Below are 24,068 nucleotides of genomic sequence, written 5' to 3'. Positions count from 1 at the left end.
CGACCCGCCGCGAAGGAGACCTCGAAGAAGTTCTTCGAACTTCGAGAGGCCCGTCACTCACCGGCGTACGCCGAACACCGCGACGAGGTGGCCTCTCGTGGCAGCTAGCGCTGCTGGGCCTCGCCGCGGCGACCGATAAGTACGACCACGTTCCACATGATGGAAGAAGACTAAGCCCGACCCCCCACTTCTGGCCAGAACATTCAGCCTGTGGTCCACCAGTCAAGACTGTTGCCCGCCGGTGACACACTCACGCCCATGAGCGCACCCCCAGAACTGCCCGACGTGGTCCGGCGGGCATTCGACGTCTCTCGCAAGGCCGGTTACGTCTCGTTCTGCCGCAACGAGACGGGCCGGCTACTGGCCACGCTGGCGGCGACCCGCAGCGGAACCATGGCGGAGTTCGGCACCGGCTGCGGCGTGGGCACGGCCTGGTTGCGCTCCGGCGTACGTGGAGAGGATGCGCACATCATCACCGCCGAGTTGGATCCCCGGCTCGCCAAGGCGGCCGCGACGATCTTCGTGGACGACCCTCAGGTCGAGGTGCTCGCGGCGGACTGGTCGACGTTGATGGACAAGGGCCCCTTCGCGTTGCTGTTCCTGGACTCCGGGGAGCCCGGCGCGGTGGAGGTCGACAAGGTCGCGGACCTTGTCGAGGCGGGGGGAATCGTGGTCCTCGACGACTTCACCCCCTGCGAGAGTTGGCCACCGATCAGTTACGGCCGGGTGGACACGTTGCGCGAGCAGTGGCTCTCCGACGAGCGGTTCACCTCCGTCGAGGTGATGGTCGCCTCCGACGCCTCGACCCTCGTCGCCACCAAGCGCTAGTCACACCTCAGATCTCGCCCGGCGAGGCCCGGCGCACCACGATCCGGGTCCAGGCACCGAGGTAGATCCGGTCGTCGTCGGTGACCTCCTTGCGTTGGCCCTGAGGCACGGCGGCGGTGGGCAGGCGACCCGCGGCGCTGCCGACGTAGGTGCCGTTGGAGGACCCGAGGTCCTCGACGAACCAGCGGCTGCCGTCGGTCGTCAGCTGGGCATGCCGTCGGCTGATGCCGTTGTCGGAGGACAGATCGATATCGGGATCGATCCCCCGGCTGCGGGAGGACCGACCGATCAGCACCGAGGTGTGTTGGAGGTGGGTGACGATCGGAAGCCCCGGCGACGGCATCGGGTCGGTGCTGGCCTGATCGGCGTACCAGTCGGGGTCGATCCAGATCTCGGCCACCCAGGAGTCCGCAGGCGCCGGGGACGGGTTGGCCGTCGGCGCCGACACCTCGGCGGGGCCGGCGGAGGACGCGGCGGCTCGAGGAGCATCGACCTGGCGCGGCAGGCTGCCGGTGGTGTAGTCGTAGCCGCAGGCCTCACAGAACAGGGCGTTCGGGGGGTTGGCGGCGGCACAGTTCGGGCAGCGGTCGGCGGGCGCCTCCGGAGTCGTTCCCGGAGTCGGCCCGGGGGCCGCGTCGCTCGCCGCTGGGGTGTCGGTGATCGCCAACCCACACACGTCGCAGTAGTCGGTCGCCGTGGTTTCGTGCCCGGCCGGACAGTGGGTCACTTGCGGATCCTCGTGGTCTTGGTCGACGCCGTGTCGAGAGCCATCTCGTCCTCCTTGGCGATCGCGCTGCGCAGGCGCACGGTGCCCTCCCTTTCGTCGGTGATGTCGACGACCTTGCGCAACTTCGAGGTGGCCTCGTCGTTGCCCGTGGCGGCGGCGAGTTGCACCGCGCGACCGAGCTTCGTGGTGGCCGTCGCCTCATCCCCGGAGGCCTTGGCGGCCAGGCCCTCCTGGATCATCGAGGCCAACTCGGTCTGTCCGGTGTAGTGGGCGACCTGCTTGTCGATCCGGGTCGTCAACTCCGAGTTGCTCGACCAGGTCGCCTTCACCAGTGCCTGGGTGACGGTGTTGTCGCCGAGGGCGAGTTGCACCCGGGCGGCGAGTTGCTCCTGCCCGATCGCCTTCGCGGCGACCCGGACGGAGACGTGATAGTCACGCGACTCATCCGACCAGGCCCCCGTGGGGTAACTCCCCGTCAACGCGTTCACCTCGGTACGCCGATCGGTCAGGTCCTCCACCGTCGGGGAGACCTGGCGGACGAACAGGATCTGGGCACCCTGGGGGGCCCACACCCGCAGGGTCGCGTCGGAGACCCCGCGGGACATCGAGGCGCGCATCATCTCCTGGAACTGGGCCTGCATCTGGTCCGGCGACGGGATGATGTCGACCGACCCGAGCAACGCGGTCGAGATCCGACGGATCTCATCGACCTGCCAATCCGTGCCGGCGCCGCGACAGTCGCACTGGAACACCCCGGTGGCCCGTTGGATGGCGGAGTCGAGACGACCCGGAGCCTCCCGGTTCTCACCGTCGGTCAGCAGGATCGCGTGTCGTTGACTGACCTGCGGGACCGAGGCGAACAGCGTGAGCGCCAGGTCCAGCCAGGTACTGATGGCCGTCCCGCCGCTCCCGGTGAAGCGTTCTACCGCGGCCGTCGCTGCTGCGCGGGTCTCGGCGTCCATCGGAACCAGGCCGGGGCCGGAGGACACATGGGGGTAGGCCAGGGCCGCGCGGTCGGAGCCGGCGATCACCGCGAACCACGTGCCGTCGACGACCTCGGCGAGCGCGGCCTGGGCGGCGGACTTGGCCGCGGCCATGGTCTGCGGACCCATGGACCCGGAGGTGTCGACGATGATGATCTCACCCGCCGAACCACCACCGGTCTGGCCGGCGGTGCCGGCTGCTGAGCAGGTGACCGTCACGATCGCGTTGACGTCGGTCCCGCCGTCGGGCAGGAACTCGTTCTGATAGACGGAGGCGGTGAACTCAGCCATGGGTCTCCCTCTCGGTGTCGCTGGTCTGATGGTCGATCTCGATACGGGCCAGGGCCACGGTGATGTTGTCGGCGCCACCACAGGTGTTGGCGAAGTCCACCAGCCTGGTGGCCAGATCGGCGGCCGTGGCCGGGCCGCCCCCCGGCTCGATGCCGAGCCGATGCACCTGATCGGCCAGGGCGACGGGGTCGGAGGCGTAGTTCCACAACCCGTCGGAGCAGGCCAGCACCCAACCGGCTCCGGTGAGCTCGAGGTGCCCGACGCGGGGCGTCGCCTCATGGCTGTCGCGACCGAGCCACTTGGTGATCGAGTGGGCCATCGGTGACGCCTCGGCCACCTCCCGCGCGATCCCCGACTCGATCTGCAGTTGCGCCGCCGAGTCGTCGATCGTCAGCTGCAGCGGCGGTCCGACGTCGGGAACCCAGTAGACACGGGAGTCTCCGACGTTGGCGTAGACCAGGAGCGGGCCCTCCACCACCGCACAGGCCAGGGTGGCCGACGCCGGGTTGGGCGAGTTCTCCACCGTGGTGTCGATGATGGCCTGGTTGGCCGACCCCACCGCGTCGGTCACCACCCGGTTGATCGCCGAGAGCCGACTCGCGGGAGTCCCCATCCCGGAGGGCAGCGGGGTCCGCAGCACCTCGCGTGCGGCTCGGGCACCGGCCAACGAGGCGATGTCGGAATCGGTCGAACTCGAGACACCGTCCAGAACGATCAACACCGCACGCTCCCCCGGGGTCGTCGAGCCGAGCAGAGCCATCGCGTCCTCGTTGCGACGGTGCCGGATGCCCTTGTCGCACACGCCCGCCACCCAAGGGGCCGGCGCTTCGCGGAAATGGTCTCGGGGGTCACGGGCCTTGGCGCCGCACTGCTCGCAGTACCCGTCGGGCATCACCTCACCCCCGCAGTCCCAGCAGGGACGACGGCCCTCGGGAACCGGGGAGGCCAGACGGGTCAGGTGCGTGGGAGTGCTGATCGGCCCCGAGCCGAGGTCGGCGTCCATCGGGGTCTCGGCAGGGGCCGCGCTCAGGATCGACGCGGGACCGGGATCGGCCCCGGCCGTTCCGGAAGCCACGGGGGTTCCGCAGCCCTCACAGAACCGGGCCGCTGGTTCCAGGGTCTCGCCGCAGGTGGCACAGATCGCCGCCGTCACGTCAGCGACCAAGCTCGAACAGCGTTGGCGTGATTGACCAGCTCGATCCGCTCGGCCAACTGCGGGGTGTCCCGGGCCAGGGCTCGATAGGCGTCCTCCAGGGCAGCCCGCAGGCCTGGCTCGGTCGCCTCCACGGAGCCGATCCGGGTCGCCTTCGCGCCGGTGACGTACGGCGGGGCGGGTGTCGTGGTCACGATGGTCAGCGCCTGATGCAGGATGCGCACCGCGAACCGGTTCTTCGTCGTCGCATCCATGCTCACCGCGTCGATGCTACGCATCGCCTGATCCAGCACGCCCAGGCCTGCCCGGTCCCCCGACTGCGCGTCCGCACCGGTCAGCAGCACCTCGGCCCGGAGTTGGCGGGACTCGGTGTAGCCGCGGCTGGTCGTCGGGACCTGGTCCAGGGCCGCAACGGCGGCGACGGTGTCGCCCCGGGTCGCCCTTATCCGAGCCATCCCGAAGGAGGCGGGGGCGACGTACGCCGCATCGGTCTGGGCGCAGGTGTCGTAGAGGCTCTCGGCGACGTCGGGCAACCCCCCGCGCTCGCACGCGACAGCCAACGCCAGCTTCGGGGCCAACTCTCCGGGCACCTGCTGATAGACGGCGTTGAACGCCGCCTTCGCGGCGTCCCAGTCCTCGCTCTGCATCGCGCCGAGGCCATCGACCCACAGGGCGCGCCACTCCCAGGGGTCCAGGGTCAGCAGTTCCGCAGCGAACCCGCGCACCCGGGACGGGTTGTTCATGGCCAGGGCCGCGTGGGCGCGGGCGAGGAGTACCTCCGCGGTGGTCTCGGGGGCGTTGCGCAGATCCTCGAGCCGCTGCGCGGGATCATCCGAGCCGATACCGGCGAGCCAGGAGTACTGCGGATCGGTGGTGTCCTCCCGCAACTCGGGCAGCTGCGACCAGGTCAGGGCCGAGGCAGAGGTCGCTGGCGCCACGAACAGGACCGAGGCCGCAGAGGTCACGGCCACGCCCGGAGTCGCTTCGGCGACGACCTCACGCAACACGCCCAGCAGTTGGGCCCGCAACTCGTCGGCCGAGGCGAACCGGTCGGCCGGGTCGACAGCACAGCACTTGGCGATCAGCCAGTACAACGAGTCGTAGGTGGTGAACAGAGGCGTGGTCGCCGGCGGCGGCAGGGTGTGGAGGTAGGTCCCCTGATAGCCACGGAACTCCATGCACATCACGACCAACGATCGACCGATCGTATAGATGTCCGAGGCGACGCTGGGCCCGACCTCGGCCACCTCGGGGGCCTGGTAGCCCACCGTGCCGTAGATCGCGGACTCGTCGTCGTTGATCCGGCGTACGCCGCCGAGGTCGATGAGCTTGATCGCGTCGCCGATCTGGATCAGGTTGTCCGGTTTGAAGTCGCAGTAGACCAACCCGAGGTCGTGGAGGTACTGGAAGGCCGGAAGCACCTCGAGCAGGTAGGCCAGGGCCTGGTCGACCGGGAGCGGATCGTAGGCCCCGCCGTTGTCGGCCATCCGCTTCTTGAGGATCTGCTTGATCGATTGGCCGCCGACGTACTCCATCACGATGTAGCCCGCACCCTCGTGGGTGACGAAGTTGTAGATCTCGACGATCAACGGGTGCTCGACCTGGGCCAGGAACTGCTGCTCGGCGATCGCGGCGGCCAGCGCGTCGGGGTCCCCGGAGTTGAGCAGGCCCTTGAGCACCACCCACCGATCGGAGACGTTCTTGTCCTGGGCGAGGTAGATCCACCCGAGTCCACCGTGGGCCAGGGCCCCTGCCACTTGGTACTGCCCCGCGACCAGGTCGCCGTCGACCAGTTTCGGTGTGAAACTGAACTCTTGCCCGCACTGGGGACAGAAGCCTTCCGCGCGTCCGGGGTGGCCCTCCCGGCTGCGACCGATGGCGGTGCCGCACTTGGAGCAGGATCGTTTGTTCTCGGGGACGACCGGGTTCGGATTGATCGCTCCCGCCGCGTCGACCGGTGGGGCCGGTGGCACCCGGGTGAGGCCCGCGCCGAGGCGGGCGGCGCGCATCCGTTGGGATCCCGAGCGGGTACGCCGCGTGGCCGCCGTCCCCGACTGAGCGGCGCGTTTGGATCCGATGGCGGCGGACTGGACGTTGGTCGAGGAGGTGGCGACCGACACCTCGGCGGAGTCCATCGGACTGCTCAGCGAGCCGCTTCCACCGGTGCCCGGCGAGCCGCACACGTCGCAGTAGCCGTCGAGGAGCGAACCAGCACAACCCGCCTGGCCGCACGCCCCGGCGGAGCCACCCGAGGTGGCGGAGGCGTTGGATGAGCCGGTCCGGGTGGCGCCGGGGTTGGCCAGGCCCGGGGAGGTGGCGGTCGAGGCGGCAGGAGCGACATCGCTGCTGGGGGCCATCCCGCAGGTGTCGCAGTAGCCGTCGAGAAGGGATCCGGAGCATCCGGGTTGGGCGCACGTCATCGGGACTCCTGCTGACTGACCGGGGTGTCGAGGGTGGGTGTTGTCGAGGTGGGGACCGTGCCCACCTGGCTCAGCCAGGACTGATAGGTCGTCACCAGCTGCCGCGCCACCGCCATGGGCGCGGGACGACGGTCCAGGACCTCTCGGGCCTGGCGCTCGCTCTCGGCCAGGTCGGTGCGGTCGACGACGCCGAGGGCTCGGGCCTTGGCGACGTACGCCTCCAGCAAAGCGACCAGGTCCGTGTGCTCGGCGAGCGCATCGGCGTACTTGTGTTGAGCGAACGTCAGCGCCTCCGAGACTCGCTCGAGTCGTTGGAGGTAGGGACCGAGAGCCTCCGGGGTGTTCGGGATCGGTCCCAGAGCCTCCACGTCCGGGACCGCGTTGCGCGGAGCCGGGTCGACCGTGCGCACGCACTGGTCGGCGAGTCGCTCCAGCGCCGTTTCGCGTCCCTCCAGGTCAGCGCGCAGTTCCCGGGCGCTGCGCAGCAGGTCCCGGGCGTCTCGGCGTTGGGCGTTGCCCACGATCAGGTCGCGCTCGAAGGTGGCCGCCTCGATCTCGATGGGGCCGAGCACCCCTGCGACATCGGCGCCGCGCCCCGCCTTCTCACCGGCCTCGGAGAGCCGTTGGTGCAGCCCGCCCCACTGGCGCTCGTGAGCGTCACGCATCGTCGCCGGCTCCAAGGCGATCTGGTCGCGCAACCGTTCGAGTTGGGCGCGCAGATCCCGGATCCGCGCGACCGCGGCGTCGGCTCCGGGCACCAGCGACAGGGCGGTGCGGAGCTGACCGGCAAGCGCATCGGCGAGGCGGCAGGCTTCGGGCACCGAGACGGCCAGACCTCCGGGGAGGTTGCTCGCCCCATCCAGGCGTCCCCAGATGAGCGCCGAGATCCGCTCCCGCTCGGTCTGAAGGACGCGACCGCCGTCCCAGGTGGCGTTCAGCAGTTGATAGCGCTCCGAGACCGCCTTCCACAGGGCCAGGGACAGCATCATGTCCCCGGCGACCGAGCCGCCACGGTTGGCCAGCAGCGCCGCCGCGTCCAGGTCGTCGAGCTCGACCTTCCTTCCTCGGATCCAGGCGTCCAACTCACCGAGGTAGGTCTGGATCTGGTCCGGCGGGAGGGCGACACCCAAGCGTCCGGGAGCGACGGGAGCCTTCATGCCGACGGCAGGGGACGGGTGTAGTTGGGTTTCGGCTGTTCGCCGGGGACATTGAGCAGGGGGCCGAGCCACCGCTGGTAGCTCTGCTGCCACCCGCCGTCGGCCCGCTCCTGCTCGAGCACGGAGTTGAGGAACCGAACCAGATCGACATCGGCCGAGTTGGCACCGATCCCGTAGGGCTCCTCGGTGAAGGCCTGCTGGGGAGGTACGACGGCGTACGGGTCCTGGGCGGCCAATCCCGCCAGCACGGTGTCGTCTCCGGTGATGGCGTCGATCTCGCCCTGTTGGAGCTTCACCAGGCACCCGGTGTGGTTGGCCGCCGGCACCAACACGGCCTCCGGTGAGGCGGTACGGATGTTGTCGAGACTGGTGGTGTTCGCCGGAGCGCAGACCCTCAGACCCGCCAACTCCTCGGGGCTGTCCACCCCGTCATCGGCGAGGTCCTTGCGCACCAGCACCTTCTGCCCGGAGCGGTAGTACTCATTCGAGAAGGCGATGTCCTCCCACCGCGAACAGTTGATGGTCATGTTGCGCACGACGAGGTCGACCTCACCTGATTGGAGCACGGGAATCCGATCGGCGGCACTGATCACCCGCAGCGTCACTTTGCTGGGCCCCTTGCTGCCGAACAGTGCTGTGGCTACGGCGTTGACCATGTCGATGTCGAAACCCTCGATCTTGCCGGCGATCGGGTTTCGCGAGGCCAGGAGGTAGGTGTCGGCGGAGACCCCGACGATCAGACGCTTGCGTTGCAGGATGCGCGACACCGCCGGCCCGTTGGTCTGCGCCGAAGCCGGGTAGGTCGCGGTCGCGTCCCCGCACTCCGGGGTCGTGCTGGGTTCCCCGGGGGTGGCCGCGGCAGCAGGTTCGGGGGTCGGCACGACAGTCGGGTCGTACCCGCAGGCGGTCAGGACCATCAGCAGGGCCACGACCAGTGCCATGTAGGGGGCCATCGAGGGGGCCGTCGAGGGGGCCAGCGCGCGAACCGGTTTCATGAGTACTCCTTGCGGCGCTCGTTGATGCCCCAGGTGGCGGCGCCCGAGGCGATCACGGCGATCAGCAGGGTCAGGATCATCAGCACGATCGCGGCCGCGCCGCCCGATCGCAGCCCGTCGGTGGCGTCGGCGGAGCTCTGGTCGACGACCTGCTGAGCCGCCTGGTCGTAGTGGTTCAGGGCGAGGGTCGAGCCGCCGTCCAGCGTGGTCGCCGCCGCCACGGCCTTGTCCCAACTCCCCGCCTCGTCCAGCGAGACGATCGCCTCGTGCTCGGCGACGTAGTCGTCCCACAGCACCGCCGTCTCGGCGGAGACGTTCTCGTCGACCACTCCCTGGGCGAACACCCAGGCGTCCTCGAAGCCCTGCCCCGAGCCTCGTTGGATCAGTCGGCGACTCTCGTTGGCCTTGGCGTCGTTGGCGGCGGTGCGGGCGGTGGCCTCGGAGACCGCTGAGACGTAGGCGCCGTCCTGGATGTCGGAGTTGCCCGAGGAGCGGTTCGCGGCGAAGCCGACCGCGATGACGGTGACCACCAGCACCCCGGCGGCCGCGATCGCGACGCCCACGTTGATCCGGCGACGGAAACGACGGGCCAGCTCACGGTTGACCCACCACAGACCACCGAGCGCGGCCAGTCCGATCAGCAGGATCCAGATCGGGTGCTGCCCCTGGAACTCCTGGTTGGCCCGGTCCGCGTTGGCGTCGACCAGGGCCGCGACGATCGGGAGTGCATCATCGCGCAGCCGCTCTCCCGCGACGGTGAGGTACGACGCACCCACCGGCAGGCCGAGCCGGTTCCCGTCGCGGGCCTGGGCGACGTCGGTGGCGTAGGCGGCGACCTGGACGTTCAACTCGGCCAGCGCGTCCCGATCCGCCGGTTGCGCGTCGGCGCCCGCAGCGATCAGTCGCAGGACCCGCTCGAGGGCTGCGTCGTACTCGGCTCGCTGCTCGGTGGGTTCGAGCCCGCCCACGAGGAAGGCGTTCGCAGCGAGGGCATCGGCGCGGAACAGTGACGACTGGATCTGCTGGACGCGGACCAGTTGTTCGGTGTTGTCGGCGGCGCGACCGTTGGCCTGCCACCCCAGGCCCTGGAGCAGGGCGACCAGCAGGCCGAAGACCACGCAGATGCCGACCGAGATCGCCTGCCACCGGTTCAGCAGCGAGGGCACGTCCTCGACGACCGTGTGGTCGAGGTGTTCGACCGAGTCGGTCCGTGCTGCCGATGGGACGACCGGCGCGACCGCGACCGCTGGGGTCTGCGTCATGACGACTCCTCCTGGGACTCGGTGGCCGGATTGTTGGCGGAGTTGTCAGCTGGGTCCGCCGCAAACACCTCGGTAGAGGCATCTTCTTCCCCGATGCTCTCGGGTTCAACCCTGTCAGGCGCCACCGACATCACGGGGTCGAGATCCGCGACGCTCAGCGAACGCAGATCCGCGAGGGTCGGCTGGTCGATCTCACGCAGTCGCCACGCGTGTGCGCCGATGGCCGCCTCGAGCAGGTTGCGGACGTAGCGAGCGTTGCCGAAGGTGGGGCCCCGGGTGACCTCGGCCAGAAGGGCGCGCACGCGCTCGCGCACCTCGTCGTCCACGTCGTACTGCGCGCCGGTGGCCATCAGTTCGAAGATCTGAGCCAACTCCTCGTCCGAGTAGTCGGCGAAGTCGATCGTGGTCCGGAAGCGGCTCTCCAGTCCGGGGTTCTGACTGATGAAGATCTCCATCGGCACCGGGTAGCCGGCGACGATGACGACCAGGTCTCCGCGCCGGTCCTCCATCTCCTTGACCAGGGTGTCGATCGCCTCGGTGCCGTACTGGTCGCCGGCGAGGGAGTAGGCCTCGTCGATGAAGAGCACTCCCCCAGCGGCGGACTCCACCACCTCGGCGGTCTTCATCGCCGTCTGACCCAGGAAGCCGGCCACCAGTTCGGAGCGGTCCACCTCGATGAGTTGCCCCACCGACAGCAGACCCAGTGCGCGGTAGATTCCGGCAACGAGGCGGGCGACGGTCGTCTTCCCGGTGCCCGGGTTGCCGTTGAAGATCAGGTGTCGGGTGATCGTGGTGGCCTTGAGACCGGCCTCCTTGCGCAGACCCTCCACCCGCAGCACCGCGGCCTGTCGATGGATCTCGGCCTTCACGTCGTCCAGTCCGACGAGATCGTCGAGCTCGGCGAGAAGTTCTTCGACGGTTTTCGGTTCGGGCTCGGGCTCGGCCGGTTCTTCAGGCACTGGCTCAGGGGCCGGGTCAGGTGTGGGTGCCGCCGCGACCGGCCGAGCCTCGGTCCCCGTCAGGTCGAAGGACCCGGGGCCGCGCTGGTCGGTCTCGCTCAGGTCGAGGTTGGTCATCTTCTTCTGGACCTCGCCCAACTGGTCCAACACCCGCGCCAGCAGGTGCTCGCCGACTCCGGGCACCGGCTCGCGCAGCACCGTCGGCATGGTGGACGGGGCCTCGCCCAGTTGCGCCGCAGCAGCGGTCGCGGCGTTCCCCACCACTCGAGGGTTGTCCTCTCCCAGGGAGCAGGCGGCCAGCGCCACATCACCCAGTGCACGTGCGTACGCCGGCGCGTGGGCCGACCGACCCGCGGCGAGATGGCTCATCGAGGGTGTCGGACTCGCCCGGAACCGGCGCCCACGGGAGGCCGCGTTGGTGAAGTCCTCGGCTCCCCCCTGACTTCCGGTCTGCGCGAGCCAGTCGACGTACGCCCCTCGGGCCGGCTCGGCGACGGTCGCCGCCAGGCACTCTCCTTCGCGGCGCGCCGTGGCCGGGTCGAGTCCCGCACCGGTCGCGACGGCTTCCAACGCTTGCAGGGCAACGCTCAGGGACATGCTCATCAGGACGGTCCTAGCTGCAGGTCGGGGCCGCTCGGCTCGCCGAACTTGGCCTGGAGGAACTTGCCGTGCACCAACAACGCCTGCGCGTCAGCGCGGGTGGCCGCATCGAGGATGTCGTCCATCGTGGAGGCCAACAGTTCGAGTTGGTCGACCAGCACCATCAATGAGGTCTTGTAGCCGTCGATGGGGCGGGTGTCGGCCCAGTCTCGGGGCAGCCGCAGATAGCCCGAGACCGCCTCGGGGAGGTACGACGTCGCGGTCGCCACCACCGAGTAGGCCTCGGCGCTGCCCAACCCGAGGTTGCGCAGGCGGGGCAGGGTGTCGTTGATGGTGCGCGCGATACGGACCACCCGGGAGATGACCAGGGGCGGCGCGTTGCCGTCCCTGAGCATGGCGTTGACCCGGTTCAGCGAGGCGAGGATCTCCTGCTCGGTCGGCGGGGCCGGAACCGCGGGCGATGCCGGCTGCTCGGGTTCGCTCCGCTCACGCCACCAGGATCTGATGCCCACCTGGGGTCAGGAGCCCGGAAGCGGTGTCAGGTCCAAGGAGCCGGCCGCGTTGCGGGCGTCGTGCTTCTGCACCCGGTCGAGGTAGGCGCGGGACTTGTCGACCTCGGTCTCGAGCACCCCGATGGTCATCGACATCGAGTCCAGGGCCTTGAGCTTGAACTCGTCGATGGAGTCCATGGTGGCGTAGATGTTCGCGAACGCCGCTTGCAGTTGCTCCATCCCGATGGTCGAGGAAGCGGCCTGCTCCTGGATGGCGGCGGAGTTGTCACGCAGCATCTCCGAGGTCCGCTGGATCATGCCGGACGTCGTGGTGTTCAGCGCGGTGATCTGATCGAGCACCAGCTTCTGGTTGCCCAACGCCTGAGCCACGATGACCGCCGTACGCAGCGCGGAGACCGTCGTGGTCGACGCCCGGTCGACACCCTTGATGAGTTCGATGTTGTTCTTGATGATGATGTCGATCGCCAGGTAGCTCTGGATCGACACGGCCAGTTGGGTCAGCAGATCCTGGTGCTTCTGACGGACGTAGAACAACACGTCCTGAGACAGCGCCCTGGCCGCCTCGGGGTCGGAGAGTTCGAGCTCGGCGATCCTCGCGGCGAGTTTGGCGTCGAGCCGTTCGGCGACGTAGACGTACTGGTTCAGTCGCCCCATCACGTTCCAGAGGTTCGTCTTCTCCAGGTTCAACGCGACGTTGTCCTTGGTCAGCTCGTCCTGACCGTTGCGCAGGCTGTGCAGGATCGCGTTGAGCTGGCTCTGCGCCGACTGGTACTTGCGGAAGTAGTCGGTGACCTTGTCACCGAAGGGCAGTTTGTCCAGCCACCTCTTCGCACCGGTGGCCTGGCTCGGGTCGAGGTCCTCGACGGTACGCCGCAACTCCAGCAGGGTCCGACCCACGCTGGATCCCTCCGCGAGTCCACCCTCCTGGAGGGCGCGAACGGGTTGCTCCAGCATCCGGTTCGAGGTCTCGGCGGCCCGGCGGATGTCGGCGTCGCCCATGGTGCGCACCGACTCGGCCTGCTTGGCGAACTCGGGGCTGCCCGTTTCGACCCCGTTCAGGGCGTCGAGAAAACTGTCGACCTTCGCGTCCAACTCCGGGATGGCCGACTCCGCCACCTGGGGCGCCATCTTCGGCGCCTGGGTCTCCACGATCTGGACCGTCGGCTCGGCGGCCTTGAGCTCGATCACCTGGTCAGGTGGGGCCAGCGGCGCGACCGCAGTTCCGTCAGCGGAACCCGCGGCGCCGGCAGGAGTGTCAGGGGTGGTCATGGCAGGACCTTAGCGACCTGCGGGCTCCACGGGAACGATTGCGCGCGAGAAGACGGGCTCAGGAAGCGCGCGGCGAGGGCAGGCGCACGAGGAACGAAGGCAGCAGCGCCTGCGTGATGGGTCCGATGGCCAGGGCGAAGACGACCGTGCCCGCGCCGAGCACGCCGCCGAGCAGGAGCCCGATGAGAACGACGGTGATCTCCAGCCCGGTGCGGACCAGACGCAGCGACCAGCCGGTCCGACGGTGGAGGCCGGTCATCAAACCGTCGCGGGGTCCGCGACCGAGCTGGGCCCCGATGTAGGCGGCGGTGGCCAGTCCGCACAGGACGACTCCACCGGCCATCAGGGCCAGGCGCAGCACCAAGGAGTCGGGACGGTCGAGGAGGACCAGCGTCGCGTCCGCCGAGATGCCGACCAGCACCGCGTTCGCGATGGTCCCGAGGCCAGGAACCTCCTGCAACGGGATCCACAGCACCAGCACCACGAAGCTCATCACGATGACCGCCTGCCCCAGGCTGATCGGGAGGTAGCGGATGAGCCCGGAGTGCAGGACGTCCCAGGGCGCCAGCCCGAGGTCACCACGGACCATCATCGCCAAGGACGCCCCGTAGAGGACCAGCCCCACGAGCAACTGGAGCAGGCGGCGTACCAATCTCCCTGCCCGTAGTTGAGCCAGCGGCCCGAGGTCCACCAATCCGCTGGGAGCGGTGGGCGGGTCGAGTGGCTCGATCGGGAGGGTCACGTCGCACAGCCTGACCGTGCGACCACCGTGGCACCAACTCGTCTGACCCACCGCCGGGATAGTCCCTGACGTTTGTGCGAACTCGCACGGCGTGTCGTCGCACAAACGTCAGGGACTATCTCGGCGGTTCAAGGTGAGGTGAGGTGAGGTGAGGAGGTTCAGGTGAGGTCGACGGCGCGAGCGGAGACGGCGTCGATGGCCGACTCGATCTCGGCCAGGGTCTCGGCGGAGATCGCGGAGTCGACCGACAGAGCGACCAGGGCCTGACCGCCCTGAACATCCCGGGCGACCTGCATCCCCGCGATGTTCACCCCGGCGGCGCTGAGGATCTGCCCCACCGTGCCGACCATGCCGGGACGGTCGGAGTAGTTGAAGAACGCCAGGTGGGCGGTCGGCTCGATGTCGACGTCGAAGCCGTTGATCTCGACGAGCCGTTCCTTCTGGTTGATGCCGATCAGGGTGCCGCTGACCGAGATCTGCGTCCCGTCGGCCAGGGTGCCCCGGAGGGTGATCAGGTTCCGGTGGTCCGGGCTCTCCGGATCGGTCACCAGGCGTACGGCGGTCCCCCGCTCGGCGGCCAGGAGCGGCGCGTTGACGTAGGAGACCTGCTCCTCGATGACATCGGCGAAGACCCCCTTCAAGGCCGCCAGCTCCAACACCTTCACGTCGTGATCGGTGATCTCTCCGCGGACCTCGACGTCGAGCTGCACGGCGACCTCGCCGGCCAGACCGGTGAAGAGCCGACCCAACTTCTCGGTCAGGGGGATCCCGGGTCGGACGTCCTCGGCGATGACTCCGCCCTGCACGTTGACCGCGTCGGGGACCAACTCTCCCGACAGCGCGAGCCGCACCGATTGGGCCACGGCGATGCCGGCCTTCTCCTGGGCCTCGTCGGTCGATGCCCCCAGGTGCGGGGTGGCCACGACGTTCTCGAGGTGGAACAGCGGACTGTCGGTGCAGGGTTCGGTGGCGAAGACATCCAACCCGGCGGCGGCGATGCTGCCGGACTTCAACGCGTCATACAGAGCGGTTTCGTCGACGATGCCGCCCCGCGCGGCGTTGACCAGCACGAGGGATTCCTTGGCCCGGGCGAGTTCGGGGGCGCCGATGAGCCCCTCCGTCTCGGGTGTCTTGGGCAGGTGGACCGACATGAAGTCGGACTCCCGGAGCAGGGTGTCGAGGTCGACCAGGCGAACCCCCATCTGCGCCGCACGACCGGCCTGGACGTAGGGGTCGTAGGCGATGACGTCCATCCCGAAGGCCGCCAGTCGGGTCGCGACCAGCACCCCGATCCGGCCCAGTCCCACGATTCCGACGGTCTTCTCGAACAGTTCGATGCCGGTGAACTTCGACCGCTTCCACTCGCCCTGGGTCAGGGCCGCGTGGGCGGGACTGATGTGCCGGGCCGCGGCCAGCATGAGGGCGACCGCGAGTTCGGCGGCGCTGACGATGTTGGACGTGGGTGCGTTGACCACCATCACCCCCGACTGCGTGGCCGCCCGGACGTCGACGTTGTCCAGGCCGACCCCGGCGCGCGCCACGACCTTCAGCCGGCCGGCCGCGGCGAGGGCCTCGGCGTCGACCTTGGTGGCCGAACGGACCAGGATCGCGTCGACATCGACGATCGCCGCCAGCAGTTCGGCGCGGTCCGATCCCTGGCAGTGCCGGATCTCGAAGTCGGGACCGAGCGCCTCGACGGTGGCGGGGCTCAACTCTTCGGCGATGAGTACGACGGGGCGATCGGTCATGGAGGGCCTCACGTGGCGTGATGTGCGGGCGGGCAGAGGAGCTGCAGATGGTTCGCGCACGACGCTGTGCCGCGGGCCACACTAGCGGAATCGCGCGTCCGTCTCAGGGGTCGTTCCAGAGCGACCGCGCCACGCCCGGCCGAATGCTGTGGTTCCATGACAGACATGGGCATCGCCGAGGAGAAGTACGTATCGTTCACGACCTACCGCAAGTCGGGCGAGACCGTGTCGACGCCGACGTGGGTGGTCGGTCTCGCCGACGGACGGGTCGGCTTCTGGACCTCGATGGGGACCGGCAAGACCAAACGCCTGCGCAATGATCCCCGCGTGATCCTGCAGGGATCCGACAGCCGGGGTCGGGTCAAGAACGGCACCTCGCCGGTCGACGGGACCGCAGAGATGGTGCAGTCGGGTGCGGCCTTCGACGAGGTGCAGGCCAAGATCCGCGACAAGTACGGCTTCATGACCAAGGTGACCAAGGTGCTCGGAAAGCTCGGCCCCCAGGGTCGCAAGGGACTGACCTACGGCGACACCGTGGTGTTGATCAGTCTCACCGAGGCGCCGGGCTGACCGGCTGCCCTGCTGATCGGTGCGGCATCGACAGCGCCTCACCGGTGTGACCCAGGTCTAATTGCGTAGAAGATAAGGTTAGCCTTACCTTAGCGACATGACATCGCCTCGCACGTTCCTGCTCCTGACCCTCAGCACGCTGGGACTCGGCCTCGCCCCCCTGACCGCCTGCTCCGAAACCCAGACCCCGGACTCCCCCGACCGTGCGTCGACCGTCGATCAACCCACCGCCGACCAAGACCTCATCAACCAGGCTGTCGCCGGGTACGACGCCTATATCGACCAGCAGATCGCCGCCGTACGCCGCAAGACCGAGGCCTTCGCCGCCGCCGTACGCGCCGGAGACCGCGAGGAGGCCCAGGCCCTCTACCCGATCTCCCGCCGCCCGTGGGAGCGGATCGAGCCCATCGCTGGCCTGATCCCCGACTTCGACGGCGCCGTGGACACCCGTGAGGACGACTTCGACAGCCCCCAGGACCCGGACTTCACCGGCTGGCACCGAGTCGAGTACCACCTCTGGGTCGACGGTGACCTCGCCGCGGCCGCGCCGTACGCCGATCGGCTCGTCGCCGACCTCGCCGATCTGGAGGTGGCCGCCGACGACCTCGAGCTCCGTCCCGAGGTGCTGACCGTGGGGGCTCAAGAACTCATCGAGGAGGTCGCCGCCCCGAGCGGGAAGCTCTCCGGCGAGGAGGACCGCTACTCCGGCACCGATCTCTACGACTTCCAGGCCAACGTCGAGGGCTCCCAGGCCCTGGTCGACCTACTGGGCCCGGCCCTCCAGGGGTCCGACCCCGACCTGGCTGCGACCCTCGAGAACCAGTTCGGCACGCTGAACAGCCAGCTGGCCGCGCTCGGCTCCTTCCAGGCGGGCTTCGTCGACTACGACCAGGTCACCGACGACCAGCGCGAGCAGTTCGCGGCCACGCTGGGTGAGCTCGCCGAGTCCCTCTCCCTGCTGAACGGCACCCTGGGGCTCACCTGATGGTCGGCCAGTACGACGCCCCTCGGGTCGGTTGGCGCACCGGACGGCGGGCCTTCGTCGGCCTGGGCGCCGGCGCTCTGACCCTTGCCTCTGTCCAGTCGTGCTCCCGCCCGACAGACACCGCGCCCGGGAACCAGGTCCCCTTCCGGGGCCCTCACCAGGGTGCCGTCACCGTCTCCGGGTCCGCGGGTCTGGCGGGAGCCTTCGACATCCTCGTCGAGGGAAGGCGGGAGCTGGCGCGACTCGTCGCCGACCTCAGCGAGACCATCGACGGTCTGATGAGCGACGCCCCGATCCACGAACGGGGTGGTGGCTTCCCGCCGCTCGACACCGGGCTCATCGATCCCCACCACCCGCCCACCCACACTGCAGTGGTGCTGGGGCTGGGCGCTTCACTCTTCGACAACCGATTCGGCCTGCGCCCCGCGATGCCTCCGCAGCTCCAGCCGATGCCCCGGTTCGGCAACGACCGCCTGGTCACGCCCGCGAAGTCGGACGGTGATCTGTCCCTGACGATCTCGGCCACCAGCCCCGAGGCGGTGGTCCACGCCACCCGGCAGATCCTCCGATCCACGCGCGGTCGGCTGACCCCTCGATGGATGCAGTCCGGCAGCAATCAGGTGCACACGGACCACAACGGCGCTGCCCTCACGGGCCGCAACCTGATGGGCTTCAAGGACGGCACCGTCAACCCCGATCCGGGCGTGGCCACCGAGATGAACGAGGTCGTGTGGGTCCAGGATGACGGGTCTCTCCCGGCCTGGATGGCCGGTGGCTCCTACCAGGCGATCCGGGTGATCCGGATGCTGGTGGAGTTCTGGGACCGGACCCGGCTCTCCGAGCAGGAGGCGGTCTTTCACCGCCATCGCGGTTCCGGCGCTCCGCTGGGTGCAGCCGACGAGTTCGCCCGACCCGGGTTCGCCGACGCGACCGCCCTGGACTCACACATCGGTCGCATCAATCCCCGCCGTCGCGACTCACCCGACTTCGTGATGATGCGCCGGGGTTTCAACTACGCCAACGGCCTGGACGAGAACGACCAACTCGATGAGGGTCTCGTCTTCGTGTCCTATCAGAACGACCTGGAGACCGGATTCCTCGGCACGCAGCGCCGGTTGGAGGGCGAGGCGCTCGAGGAGTACGTCGCCCCCACCGGTGGCGGGTTGTTCTTCGTTCCGCCGGGGCCCGGTGAGGGCGAGTACCTCGCTCAATCACTGCTCGGCTGAACCGCAGGTGAGTCAGAATGACTCAGCTGACTCAGATGGCGCAGCCGTCAGGGCCGCAGGCCTCGTCGGTCGCGCCACCCACGGTCTCGAACACCGGGTGCGACGCCGTCCAAGCCCGCTTCAGGGCATCGTTGAACACCTCGACCGGCTGAGCCCCGGAGATCGCGAACTTCGAATCGAGAACGAAGAACGGGACACCCCCGATGCCGAACTCCGCGGCCTGGTCGAGATCCGCCTCGACCGCTGCGGCGTGCTCGTTCGACTCCAGCATCTGCTGAACCTCGGACGCATCGAGACCGACCTCGCCGGCGATCCTGACCAGGACGTCCCGATCAGCGGTGTTCTCGCTGTCGATGAAGTAGGCCTGGAGCAGCGCCTCCTTCAGGTCGTCCTGCACCTTCGCGGACTTCTCCAGCGCCATGTGCAGCACCCGGTGGGCATCGACGGTCGAGGCCCGTTGGGCCTTGCTGAGCCGGAAGAGCAGTCCCTCCTCGGCGGCGACGGCCTCCATCCGGTCGATCATCTGCTGACCGGCCGGCTCACCCCCGCCGTACTTGCGACCCAAAGCCTGCGCCATGGAGACGCTCGGGTCCGGTTGGGCCGGCGCGCCGGGGTCGAGCTGGAAGGAGCGCCACACGAGGTCCACCTCGTCGCGGTGCTCGAAACCTTCGAGGGCCTTCTCCAGACGGCGCTTGCCGATGTAGCACCACGGGCAGGCCACGTCGGACCAGATATCTATACGCATGTGAGGGGAACCGATCACCCCCAGCAGATGTTCCCGCGAGTCGGCGCAAGTTGACGCTCAGAACAGGCTGAGTCGGCGCCTCTTGCGTCAACACGCGCCGACTCGCGCACCCAGACCCATCAACGGACTCATCGTGTCCTCGCCGACGACGGCAGTGAATCCGGGGCCGACCGACACGTCCTCCAGACCCGCGGCTCTCAGGGCCTGGGTCACCTCGGTGCGGGTGAGCCCGGACCCGTTCTCATCGCCTTCGGCCCGCTCCCAGTCCCACTGGACGAACAAGCCACCCGGCCGCAGGTCGGACACCAACCGTCGCACCGCGGCCGGATAGTCGTCGAGGAAGGAACACACCGACGAACACACGACGAGGTCGTAGGGGCCCGTCAGTCCCGCCGTGTCGTTCGATGTTCGTACGCCCACCCAGCCGCGCTCCGTGATCTTGCCGTCCAGCACGGCGAGCATCGCCGGCGAGGTGTCGATGGCATCCACCTGCGCACCCGCTGCGATCAGTCGTTCGGTCAGCAGGCCGGTGCCGCACCCGAAGTCGACCACCCGAGCCCCTTCGAGGGAGATCGAGCGGGCACTCAGCCGCTCGACCAGGGCAGTGAAGGCCGCTTCGGAGTAGCGCCGTGCCGCTTCGTCGGTGTCCCAGTCGGCGGCGTACTCATCCCACTCGTTGGTGGCGGCTTCCATGGGCTCCCCCTGTGCTCGACGGTCCCGCGACCGTACCAACCAGCGACGCGCGAGTCGGCGCAAGTTGACGCTGGAAACAGCCCGAGTCGGCTCAAGTTACGTCAAGACGCGCCGACTCGCCGGGAACCCACCCCTGAGGCGTCTCAGGGTCGAGGATCAGGGTCGGGCTCAGCGACTTCCCCGATGTGCGGGAGTGCCCCACCCGGCGAGGCTGATCGACATGATCACCATCGAGCACCTGACCAGGACGTACGGCGACTTCACGGCCGTCGATGACGTCTCCTTCACCGCCCGACCCGGCAGGGTGACCGGCTTCCTCGGCCCCAACGGCGCCGGCAAGTCGACCACCATGCGCGTCCTGGTCGGCCTCACTCCGGCCTCCGCCGGGCACGCGACCGTCAACGGACAACGCTTCGTCGACCTGCCCAACCCCGGGCGTGAGGTCGGGGTCCTGCTGGACGCCTCGGCCCAGCACGCGGGCCGGACCGGGCACGAGATCCTCACCATCGCGGCCCGGACGGTCGGGCTCCCTCGAACCCGGGTCGATGAGCTCCTGGACCGGGTCAGTCTCACCCCGGAGGAGTCACGCCGCCGGGTTCGCGACTACTCACTCGGAATGCGCCAACGCCTCGGGATCGCGGTCGCCCTCGTCGGCGACCCCGCCGCACTGATCCTCGACGAGCCCGCCAACGGCCTCGACCCCGCCGGTATCCGGTGGATGCGCGACCTGCTCCGGGACTACGCCGACCAGGGCGGCACGGTGCTGCTCTCCTCGCACCTGCTGCACGAGATCGAGGTCGTGGCCGACGACCTCGTGGTGATCGGCAACGGCCGCATCGTGGCCGACGGCACCAAGGCCGAGATGCTCGCCGGCGCAGGCACCCTCGTGCGCACCTCACTCCCCGAGGAGCTGTCGGCTCTGTCGGACGCCCTGCAGGCCACGGGCGCCACCGTCACCACGTCGTACGACGGGCTGCGGGTCGACGTCGACCCCGACGCAGTGGGTCGGGTCGCCCTGGCTGCGGGGGTACCCCTCAGCGAACTGCGAGCAGCGGACGGCGCCGGTCTCGAAGAGATGTTCCTCGACCTCACCGCAGCCACCCAGCGCGACCACTACGCCACGCCGACCACAGACCAGACCTCGACCCAGAACGGAGCCGCAGCATGACCACCACCCAGCCCGAGGTCATCGACCCCACCACGACCGAACACCCCGCCGCCGACCAGCGAACCGAGCGACCAGGACGCCCCGACGGAGGCTTCGCCCCGATCCCTTTCACCCGACTCCTCGGGGTCGAACTGACCAAGATGTTCGACACCCGCAGCGGCACCTGGCTGCTGCGCAGCATCGGCATCACCGCACTCCTGGCCTCGGCTGCGGTCGTCATCTGGGCGCCCGACAACGTGCTGACCTACGACACCTTCGGCTCAGCGATCGGCATCCCCATGGCGGTGATCCTGCCGATGATCGCCCTGCTCTCGGTGACCAGCGAGTGGAGCCAGCGCACCGGCCTGGCGACCTTCACGTTCGTGCCCCGGCGGGGTCGGGTGATCGCAGCAAAATTGGTCTGCACCATCGCGATCGGCCTGGTCGGCATCTTCGTCGCCTTCGGTATCGGCGCGGTCGGTAACCTGATCGGCAGTTCGCTCAACGGGACCCCCACGGTGTGGGACATCGACGTCGCGCAGATGTCGATGATCGTGCTGGGCACGGTGCTGAACATGTTGATCGGCTTCATGTTGGGAGTTCTGCTTCGCAACTCCGCGGCCGCGATCGTGGCCTACTTCGTCTACCAGTTCGTGCTCACGGGTCTGACCGAGATCCTGGCCTCGCTGCAGGAGTGGTTCTTCGACATCCGCCCCTGGGTGGACTTCAACTTCAGCCAGGGCAGTCTCTTCGAAGCAGTTCCCGACGCGGAACGCTGGGCGCAGCTGGCGACCTCCGGATCGGTGTGGTTGGTGCTGCCGATGCTCATCGGGCTTCGCCTGGTCCTGCGGTCCGAGGTGAAGTGAGGGGCAGGCTCCACCGGCCACTGCGTATAGTTCTACGGACGGCAAAGACGACGAGGGGGCGGGATGAAGACGGTCTCGCTGCGCATCGCCGCGCCGCTGCTCGGCGCGGCGTTGGTGCTGGGGGCGTGCACCGACACCACATCGGAGGATCCGCCGTCCGATCCCAACGCGGACGCCTCGACGCCCTCCAGCGGTCAGGCCCCCGTGCCCGGACCCACGCGCATCGTGCTCACCCCCACCGCTGAGCCGGGCGAGTCGCAGTCCTTCTCGTGGCTCGGGGCCGAATCCTCAGCCGCCGACGCCCCTGACGGCACACCTCTGCTCCAGGTCGAGCCCGCCGAGGAGGGTGAGACCAGTGAGTTCCCCGCGCAGCCGGCCGGAACGATCAACGGCAACGCCAATCAGCATTTCTCCGCGACCGCCGAAGGCCTGTCTCCAGGCACCGACTACCGCTATCGCGTCGGGGCCGAGGACGACTGGAGCGACTGGAACACCTTCACGACCGCGGAGCCCGCCCGCACCGACTTCACCTTCCTCTACTTCGGTGACGCCCAGGTGGGTCTGGACACCACGTGGCCACGCGTTGCCGCCGCCGCCATCTCGGCGTCCCCCGAGTCCGCGTTCTCGGTCATGGCCGGGGACCTGGTCAACGACGGCGACAGCGACCAGCAGTGGGAGGACTGGACCAAGGGGCTGGGCGAGCTGGCCACCACCCGCAACGTCTTCGCCGTACCCGGCAACCACGAGCATCTGGGCGACAGCCAACTCGACGCCTGGCGGGGCACCCTCGAACTCCCGCTCAACGGCCCGAACCTCGACACCATCGGCTCCCTGGCCGATCTCGCACAGGGCGAGGACCCGATCGCCCGCCAGTACGCCGCGTTCTTCGATCGGTTCACGGCGATGGCGGCGGAGTCGATCTACTTCACCGACTACCAGGGCGTGCGTTTCGTCGCTCTGGACGGGAGCCGTGATCAGGCCGCGCTCACCCCGGACGACCTTCCCGCGTGTGCCGATCCCGCGTGCCCCGCCAGCGCTCCGGGGGACCTCTGGATGCGCTTCCAGGCGGCCTGGCTCGACGGCGTCCTGGCGCAGAGCGACGCCACCTGGAATGTTGTTTCCATGCACCAGCCGATCTACTCCTCCACGGTCGGCTTCGATGAGCGCATAGTTCGCAACCGCTTCCTGCCCGTGCTGGAGGCCCGCAACGTCGACCTGGTCCTCACGGGCCACGATCACGTCTATGCCCGCGGCTACACGAACAGCGACGCGACCAAGACTCCCGGTCTGACCTCGGGCCCGGTCTTCGTCAGCACGAACGCCGGCGCCCAGCATCTGGAGCTCGAGACCGACCCGGCAAAGAACGTCTGGACCGCGAACGGTGCCACCCAGGTGATCGCCGCCCAGGGGATCTCGACGTACCAGAAGATCGACGTGACGGACACGACGTTGCGCTACCGCTCCTTCGTGGTGGAGAAGGCCGGCAAGGCGGACGTCGAGACCGAACCCGGTTCGCTGTTCGACGAGTTCACCATCACCCGCCGCAGCGGCAGCACGACGTGGGTGACCGAGCCCGGAGTCACCGCACCGAATTAGCCCACCACACGAGGAGCCCTCATGGGTGCTGCGTTCCGCCGAAATCTGCGGATCTCCAGGGGGCTGTGCGCCGCTCTCGTGGCCCTTGCCCTCGGGCTGGGCGTGGCCGGGGAATCTCCACCGGCCTCCGCAGCCGACCCCGACACGACGGCCCCTCTGCTCAGCGTCCTCGCCCCGACACGGGCGTCCTCCGTCGAGGGACCGACCGTCACCCTGCGCGGTACGACGACCGACGACGTGGGCGTCACGGAGGTCTACACCCAGATCCGGGACAACACCACCAACCACTGGCTACGCCCCGACGGCACCTGGGCCCCCGGTGCCTACCGCCTCTCCACGACCCTCGACTCCCCCGGCGCCACCTCCACCACCTGGTCCCTCACCGTGCCCCTCACCCCCGGGCCCTACGGCTTCGACGTCATCGCCCGCGACGCCGCCCGCAACTGGTCCACCAAACCCTGGACCCCCTTCACCGTCACCGCACCAGACGCGGACACAACGTCGCCCACCGTCGAGGTGACCGAACCGGTCAGGAGGAGTGAGACACCCGGGCCGGAGATCACCCTGCGCGGTACGACTACCGACGACGTGGGA

At 68.9% G+C, this 24,068-nt stretch carries 22 protein-coding genes; 8 read left to right on the top strand and 14 right to left on the bottom strand.

Annotation, left to right across the window (positions count from 1 at the left end):
- Positions 1–258 precede the first annotated feature (258 nt).
- Positions 259–828 carry an O-methyltransferase gene (locus ACYVLV_RS08955; protein WP_460809261.1) on the top strand — a complete coding sequence of 190 codons (570 nt, stop codon included), beginning with the start codon at positions 259–261 and terminating at the stop codon, positions 826–828.
- Positions 829–835: 7 nt separating this feature from the next.
- Here ACYVLV_RS08955 and ACYVLV_RS08950 read toward each other — a convergent pair whose 3' ends face one another.
- The 12 genes from ACYVLV_RS08950 to serA all read right to left on the bottom strand — a co-directional run bounded on the left by ACYVLV_RS08950 (position 836) and on the right by serA (position 15,646).
- Positions 836–1,555 carry an FHA domain-containing protein gene (locus tag ACYVLV_RS08950; protein WP_460809259.1) on the bottom strand — a complete coding sequence of 240 codons (720 nt, stop codon included), beginning with the start codon at positions 1,553–1,555 and terminating at the stop codon, positions 836–838.
- Positions 1,552–2,829, bottom strand: coding sequence for a VWA domain-containing protein (locus ACYVLV_RS08945; RefSeq protein WP_460809257.1), 1,278 nt, complete (start codon positions 2,827–2,829; stop codon positions 1,552–1,554). Before ACYVLV_RS08945 ends, ACYVLV_RS08950 begins: the two co-directional genes overlap by 4 nt.
- Positions 2,822–3,994: a PP2C family protein-serine/threonine phosphatase gene (locus ACYVLV_RS08940; protein WP_460809256.1), complete on the bottom strand. Its 1,173-nt coding sequence runs from the start codon at positions 3,992–3,994 to the stop codon at positions 2,822–2,824. The genes ACYVLV_RS08945 and ACYVLV_RS08940 overlap by 8 nt, the downstream gene beginning before the upstream one ends.
- Complete coding sequence (locus ACYVLV_RS08935; RefSeq protein ID WP_460809255.1) at positions 3,979–6,402, bottom strand: serine/threonine-protein kinase; 2,424 nt, start codon at positions 6,400–6,402, stop codon at positions 3,979–3,981. Before ACYVLV_RS08935 ends, ACYVLV_RS08940 begins: the two co-directional genes overlap by 16 nt.
- Positions 6,399–7,559 (bottom strand): hypothetical protein, encoded by a 1,161-nt coding sequence (locus tag ACYVLV_RS08930; RefSeq protein WP_460809253.1) that lies wholly within the window; start codon positions 7,557–7,559, stop codon positions 6,399–6,401. The genes ACYVLV_RS08935 and ACYVLV_RS08930 overlap by 4 nt, the downstream gene beginning before the upstream one ends.
- A complete protein-coding gene (locus ACYVLV_RS08925; protein WP_460809251.1) occupies positions 7,556–8,554 on the bottom strand; it encodes a glutamate ABC transporter substrate-binding protein in 999 nt (332 codons plus the stop codon). The genes ACYVLV_RS08930 and ACYVLV_RS08925 overlap by 4 nt, the downstream gene beginning before the upstream one ends.
- Complete coding sequence (locus ACYVLV_RS08920; protein ID WP_460809250.1) at positions 8,551–9,816, bottom strand: hypothetical protein; 1,266 nt, start codon at positions 9,814–9,816, stop codon at positions 8,551–8,553. Before ACYVLV_RS08920 ends, ACYVLV_RS08925 begins: the two co-directional genes overlap by 4 nt.
- Positions 9,813–11,378 carry an AAA family ATPase gene (locus tag ACYVLV_RS08915; RefSeq protein WP_460809249.1) on the bottom strand — a complete coding sequence of 522 codons (1,566 nt, stop codon included), beginning with the start codon at positions 11,376–11,378 and terminating at the stop codon, positions 9,813–9,815. The genes ACYVLV_RS08920 and ACYVLV_RS08915 overlap by 4 nt, the downstream gene beginning before the upstream one ends.
- Positions 11,378–11,887: a hypothetical protein gene (locus tag ACYVLV_RS08910; RefSeq protein WP_460809248.1), complete on the bottom strand. Its 510-nt coding sequence runs from the start codon at positions 11,885–11,887 to the stop codon at positions 11,378–11,380. Before ACYVLV_RS08910 ends, ACYVLV_RS08915 begins: the two co-directional genes overlap by 1 nt.
- A gap of 6 nt (positions 11,888–11,893) precedes the next feature.
- Positions 11,894–13,156 (bottom strand): toxic anion resistance protein, encoded by a 1,263-nt coding sequence (locus ACYVLV_RS08905; protein WP_460809247.1) that lies wholly within the window; start codon positions 13,154–13,156, stop codon positions 11,894–11,896.
- Between the two features lie 58 nt (positions 13,157–13,214).
- Positions 13,215–13,898: a membrane protein YczE gene (gene yczE / locus ACYVLV_RS08900; RefSeq protein ID WP_460809246.1), complete on the bottom strand. Its 684-nt coding sequence runs from the start codon at positions 13,896–13,898 to the stop codon at positions 13,215–13,217.
- 158 nt (positions 13,899–14,056) lie between these two features.
- Entirely contained in the window at positions 14,057–15,646 is a 1,590-nt protein-coding gene (gene serA / locus ACYVLV_RS08895) for a phosphoglycerate dehydrogenase (RefSeq protein WP_460809245.1), read from the bottom strand.
- Positions 15,647–15,802: 156 nt separating this feature from the next.
- On the opposite strand from serA, the gene ACYVLV_RS08890 reads away from it, so the two are divergent.
- The 3 genes from ACYVLV_RS08890 (at position 15,803) to ACYVLV_RS08880 (ending at position 18,427) form a co-directional block, all read left to right on the top strand.
- Entirely contained in the window at positions 15,803–16,216 is a 414-nt protein-coding gene (locus ACYVLV_RS08890) for a PPOX class F420-dependent oxidoreductase (RefSeq protein WP_460809244.1), read from the top strand.
- 97 nt (positions 16,217–16,313) lie between these two features.
- Positions 16,314–17,201 carry an iron uptake system protein EfeO gene (gene efeO / locus ACYVLV_RS08885; protein ID WP_460809243.1) on the top strand — a complete coding sequence of 296 codons (888 nt, stop codon included), beginning with the start codon at positions 16,314–16,316 and terminating at the stop codon, positions 17,199–17,201.
- Positions 17,201–18,427 carry a Dyp-type peroxidase gene (locus tag ACYVLV_RS08880; protein WP_460809241.1) on the top strand — a complete coding sequence of 409 codons (1,227 nt, stop codon included), beginning with the start codon at positions 17,201–17,203 and terminating at the stop codon, positions 18,425–18,427. The genes efeO and ACYVLV_RS08880 overlap by 1 nt, the downstream gene beginning before the upstream one ends.
- A 31-nt stretch (positions 18,428–18,458) precedes the next feature.
- Here the strand turns inward: ACYVLV_RS08880 and ACYVLV_RS08875 are convergent, their stop codons facing one another.
- Together ACYVLV_RS08875 and ACYVLV_RS08870 are read right to left on the bottom strand one after the other, a co-directional pair.
- Positions 18,459–19,172, bottom strand: coding sequence for a DsbA family oxidoreductase (locus tag ACYVLV_RS08875; RefSeq protein ID WP_460809239.1), 714 nt, complete (start codon positions 19,170–19,172; stop codon positions 18,459–18,461).
- Between the two features lie 87 nt (positions 19,173–19,259).
- Entirely contained in the window at positions 19,260–19,865 is a 606-nt protein-coding gene (locus tag ACYVLV_RS08870) for a class I SAM-dependent DNA methyltransferase (protein ID WP_460809238.1), read from the bottom strand.
- Positions 19,866–20,085: 220 nt separating this feature from the next.
- On the opposite strand from ACYVLV_RS08870, the gene ACYVLV_RS08865 reads away from it, so the two are divergent.
- From ACYVLV_RS08865 to ACYVLV_RS08850, 4 genes are all read left to right on the top strand, one after another.
- The gene (locus ACYVLV_RS08865; RefSeq protein ID WP_460809237.1) at positions 20,086–21,033 is read left to right on the top strand and encodes an ABC transporter ATP-binding protein; all 948 of its coding nucleotides are present in this window, start codon (positions 20,086–20,088) and stop codon (positions 21,031–21,033) included.
- Complete coding sequence (locus tag ACYVLV_RS08860; RefSeq protein ID WP_460809235.1) at positions 21,030–21,878, top strand: ABC-2 transporter permease; 849 nt, start codon at positions 21,030–21,032, stop codon at positions 21,876–21,878. Before ACYVLV_RS08865 ends, ACYVLV_RS08860 begins: the two co-directional genes overlap by 4 nt.
- 63 nt (positions 21,879–21,941) lie before the next feature.
- A complete protein-coding gene (locus tag ACYVLV_RS08855) occupies positions 21,942–23,474 on the top strand; it encodes a purple acid phosphatase family protein (RefSeq protein WP_460809233.1) in 1,533 nt (510 codons plus the stop codon).
- A gap of 21 nt (positions 23,475–23,495) precedes the next feature.
- On the top strand, positions 23,496–24,068 hold a 573-nt coding region (locus ACYVLV_RS08850), incomplete at its 3' end, for a hypothetical protein (RefSeq protein WP_460809232.1).

The organism is Nocardioides salsibiostraticola, assembly GCF_054783655.1.
Note: the sequence above shows the minus strand (reverse complement) of the source record. Positions and strands in the feature narration are given on the sequence as shown.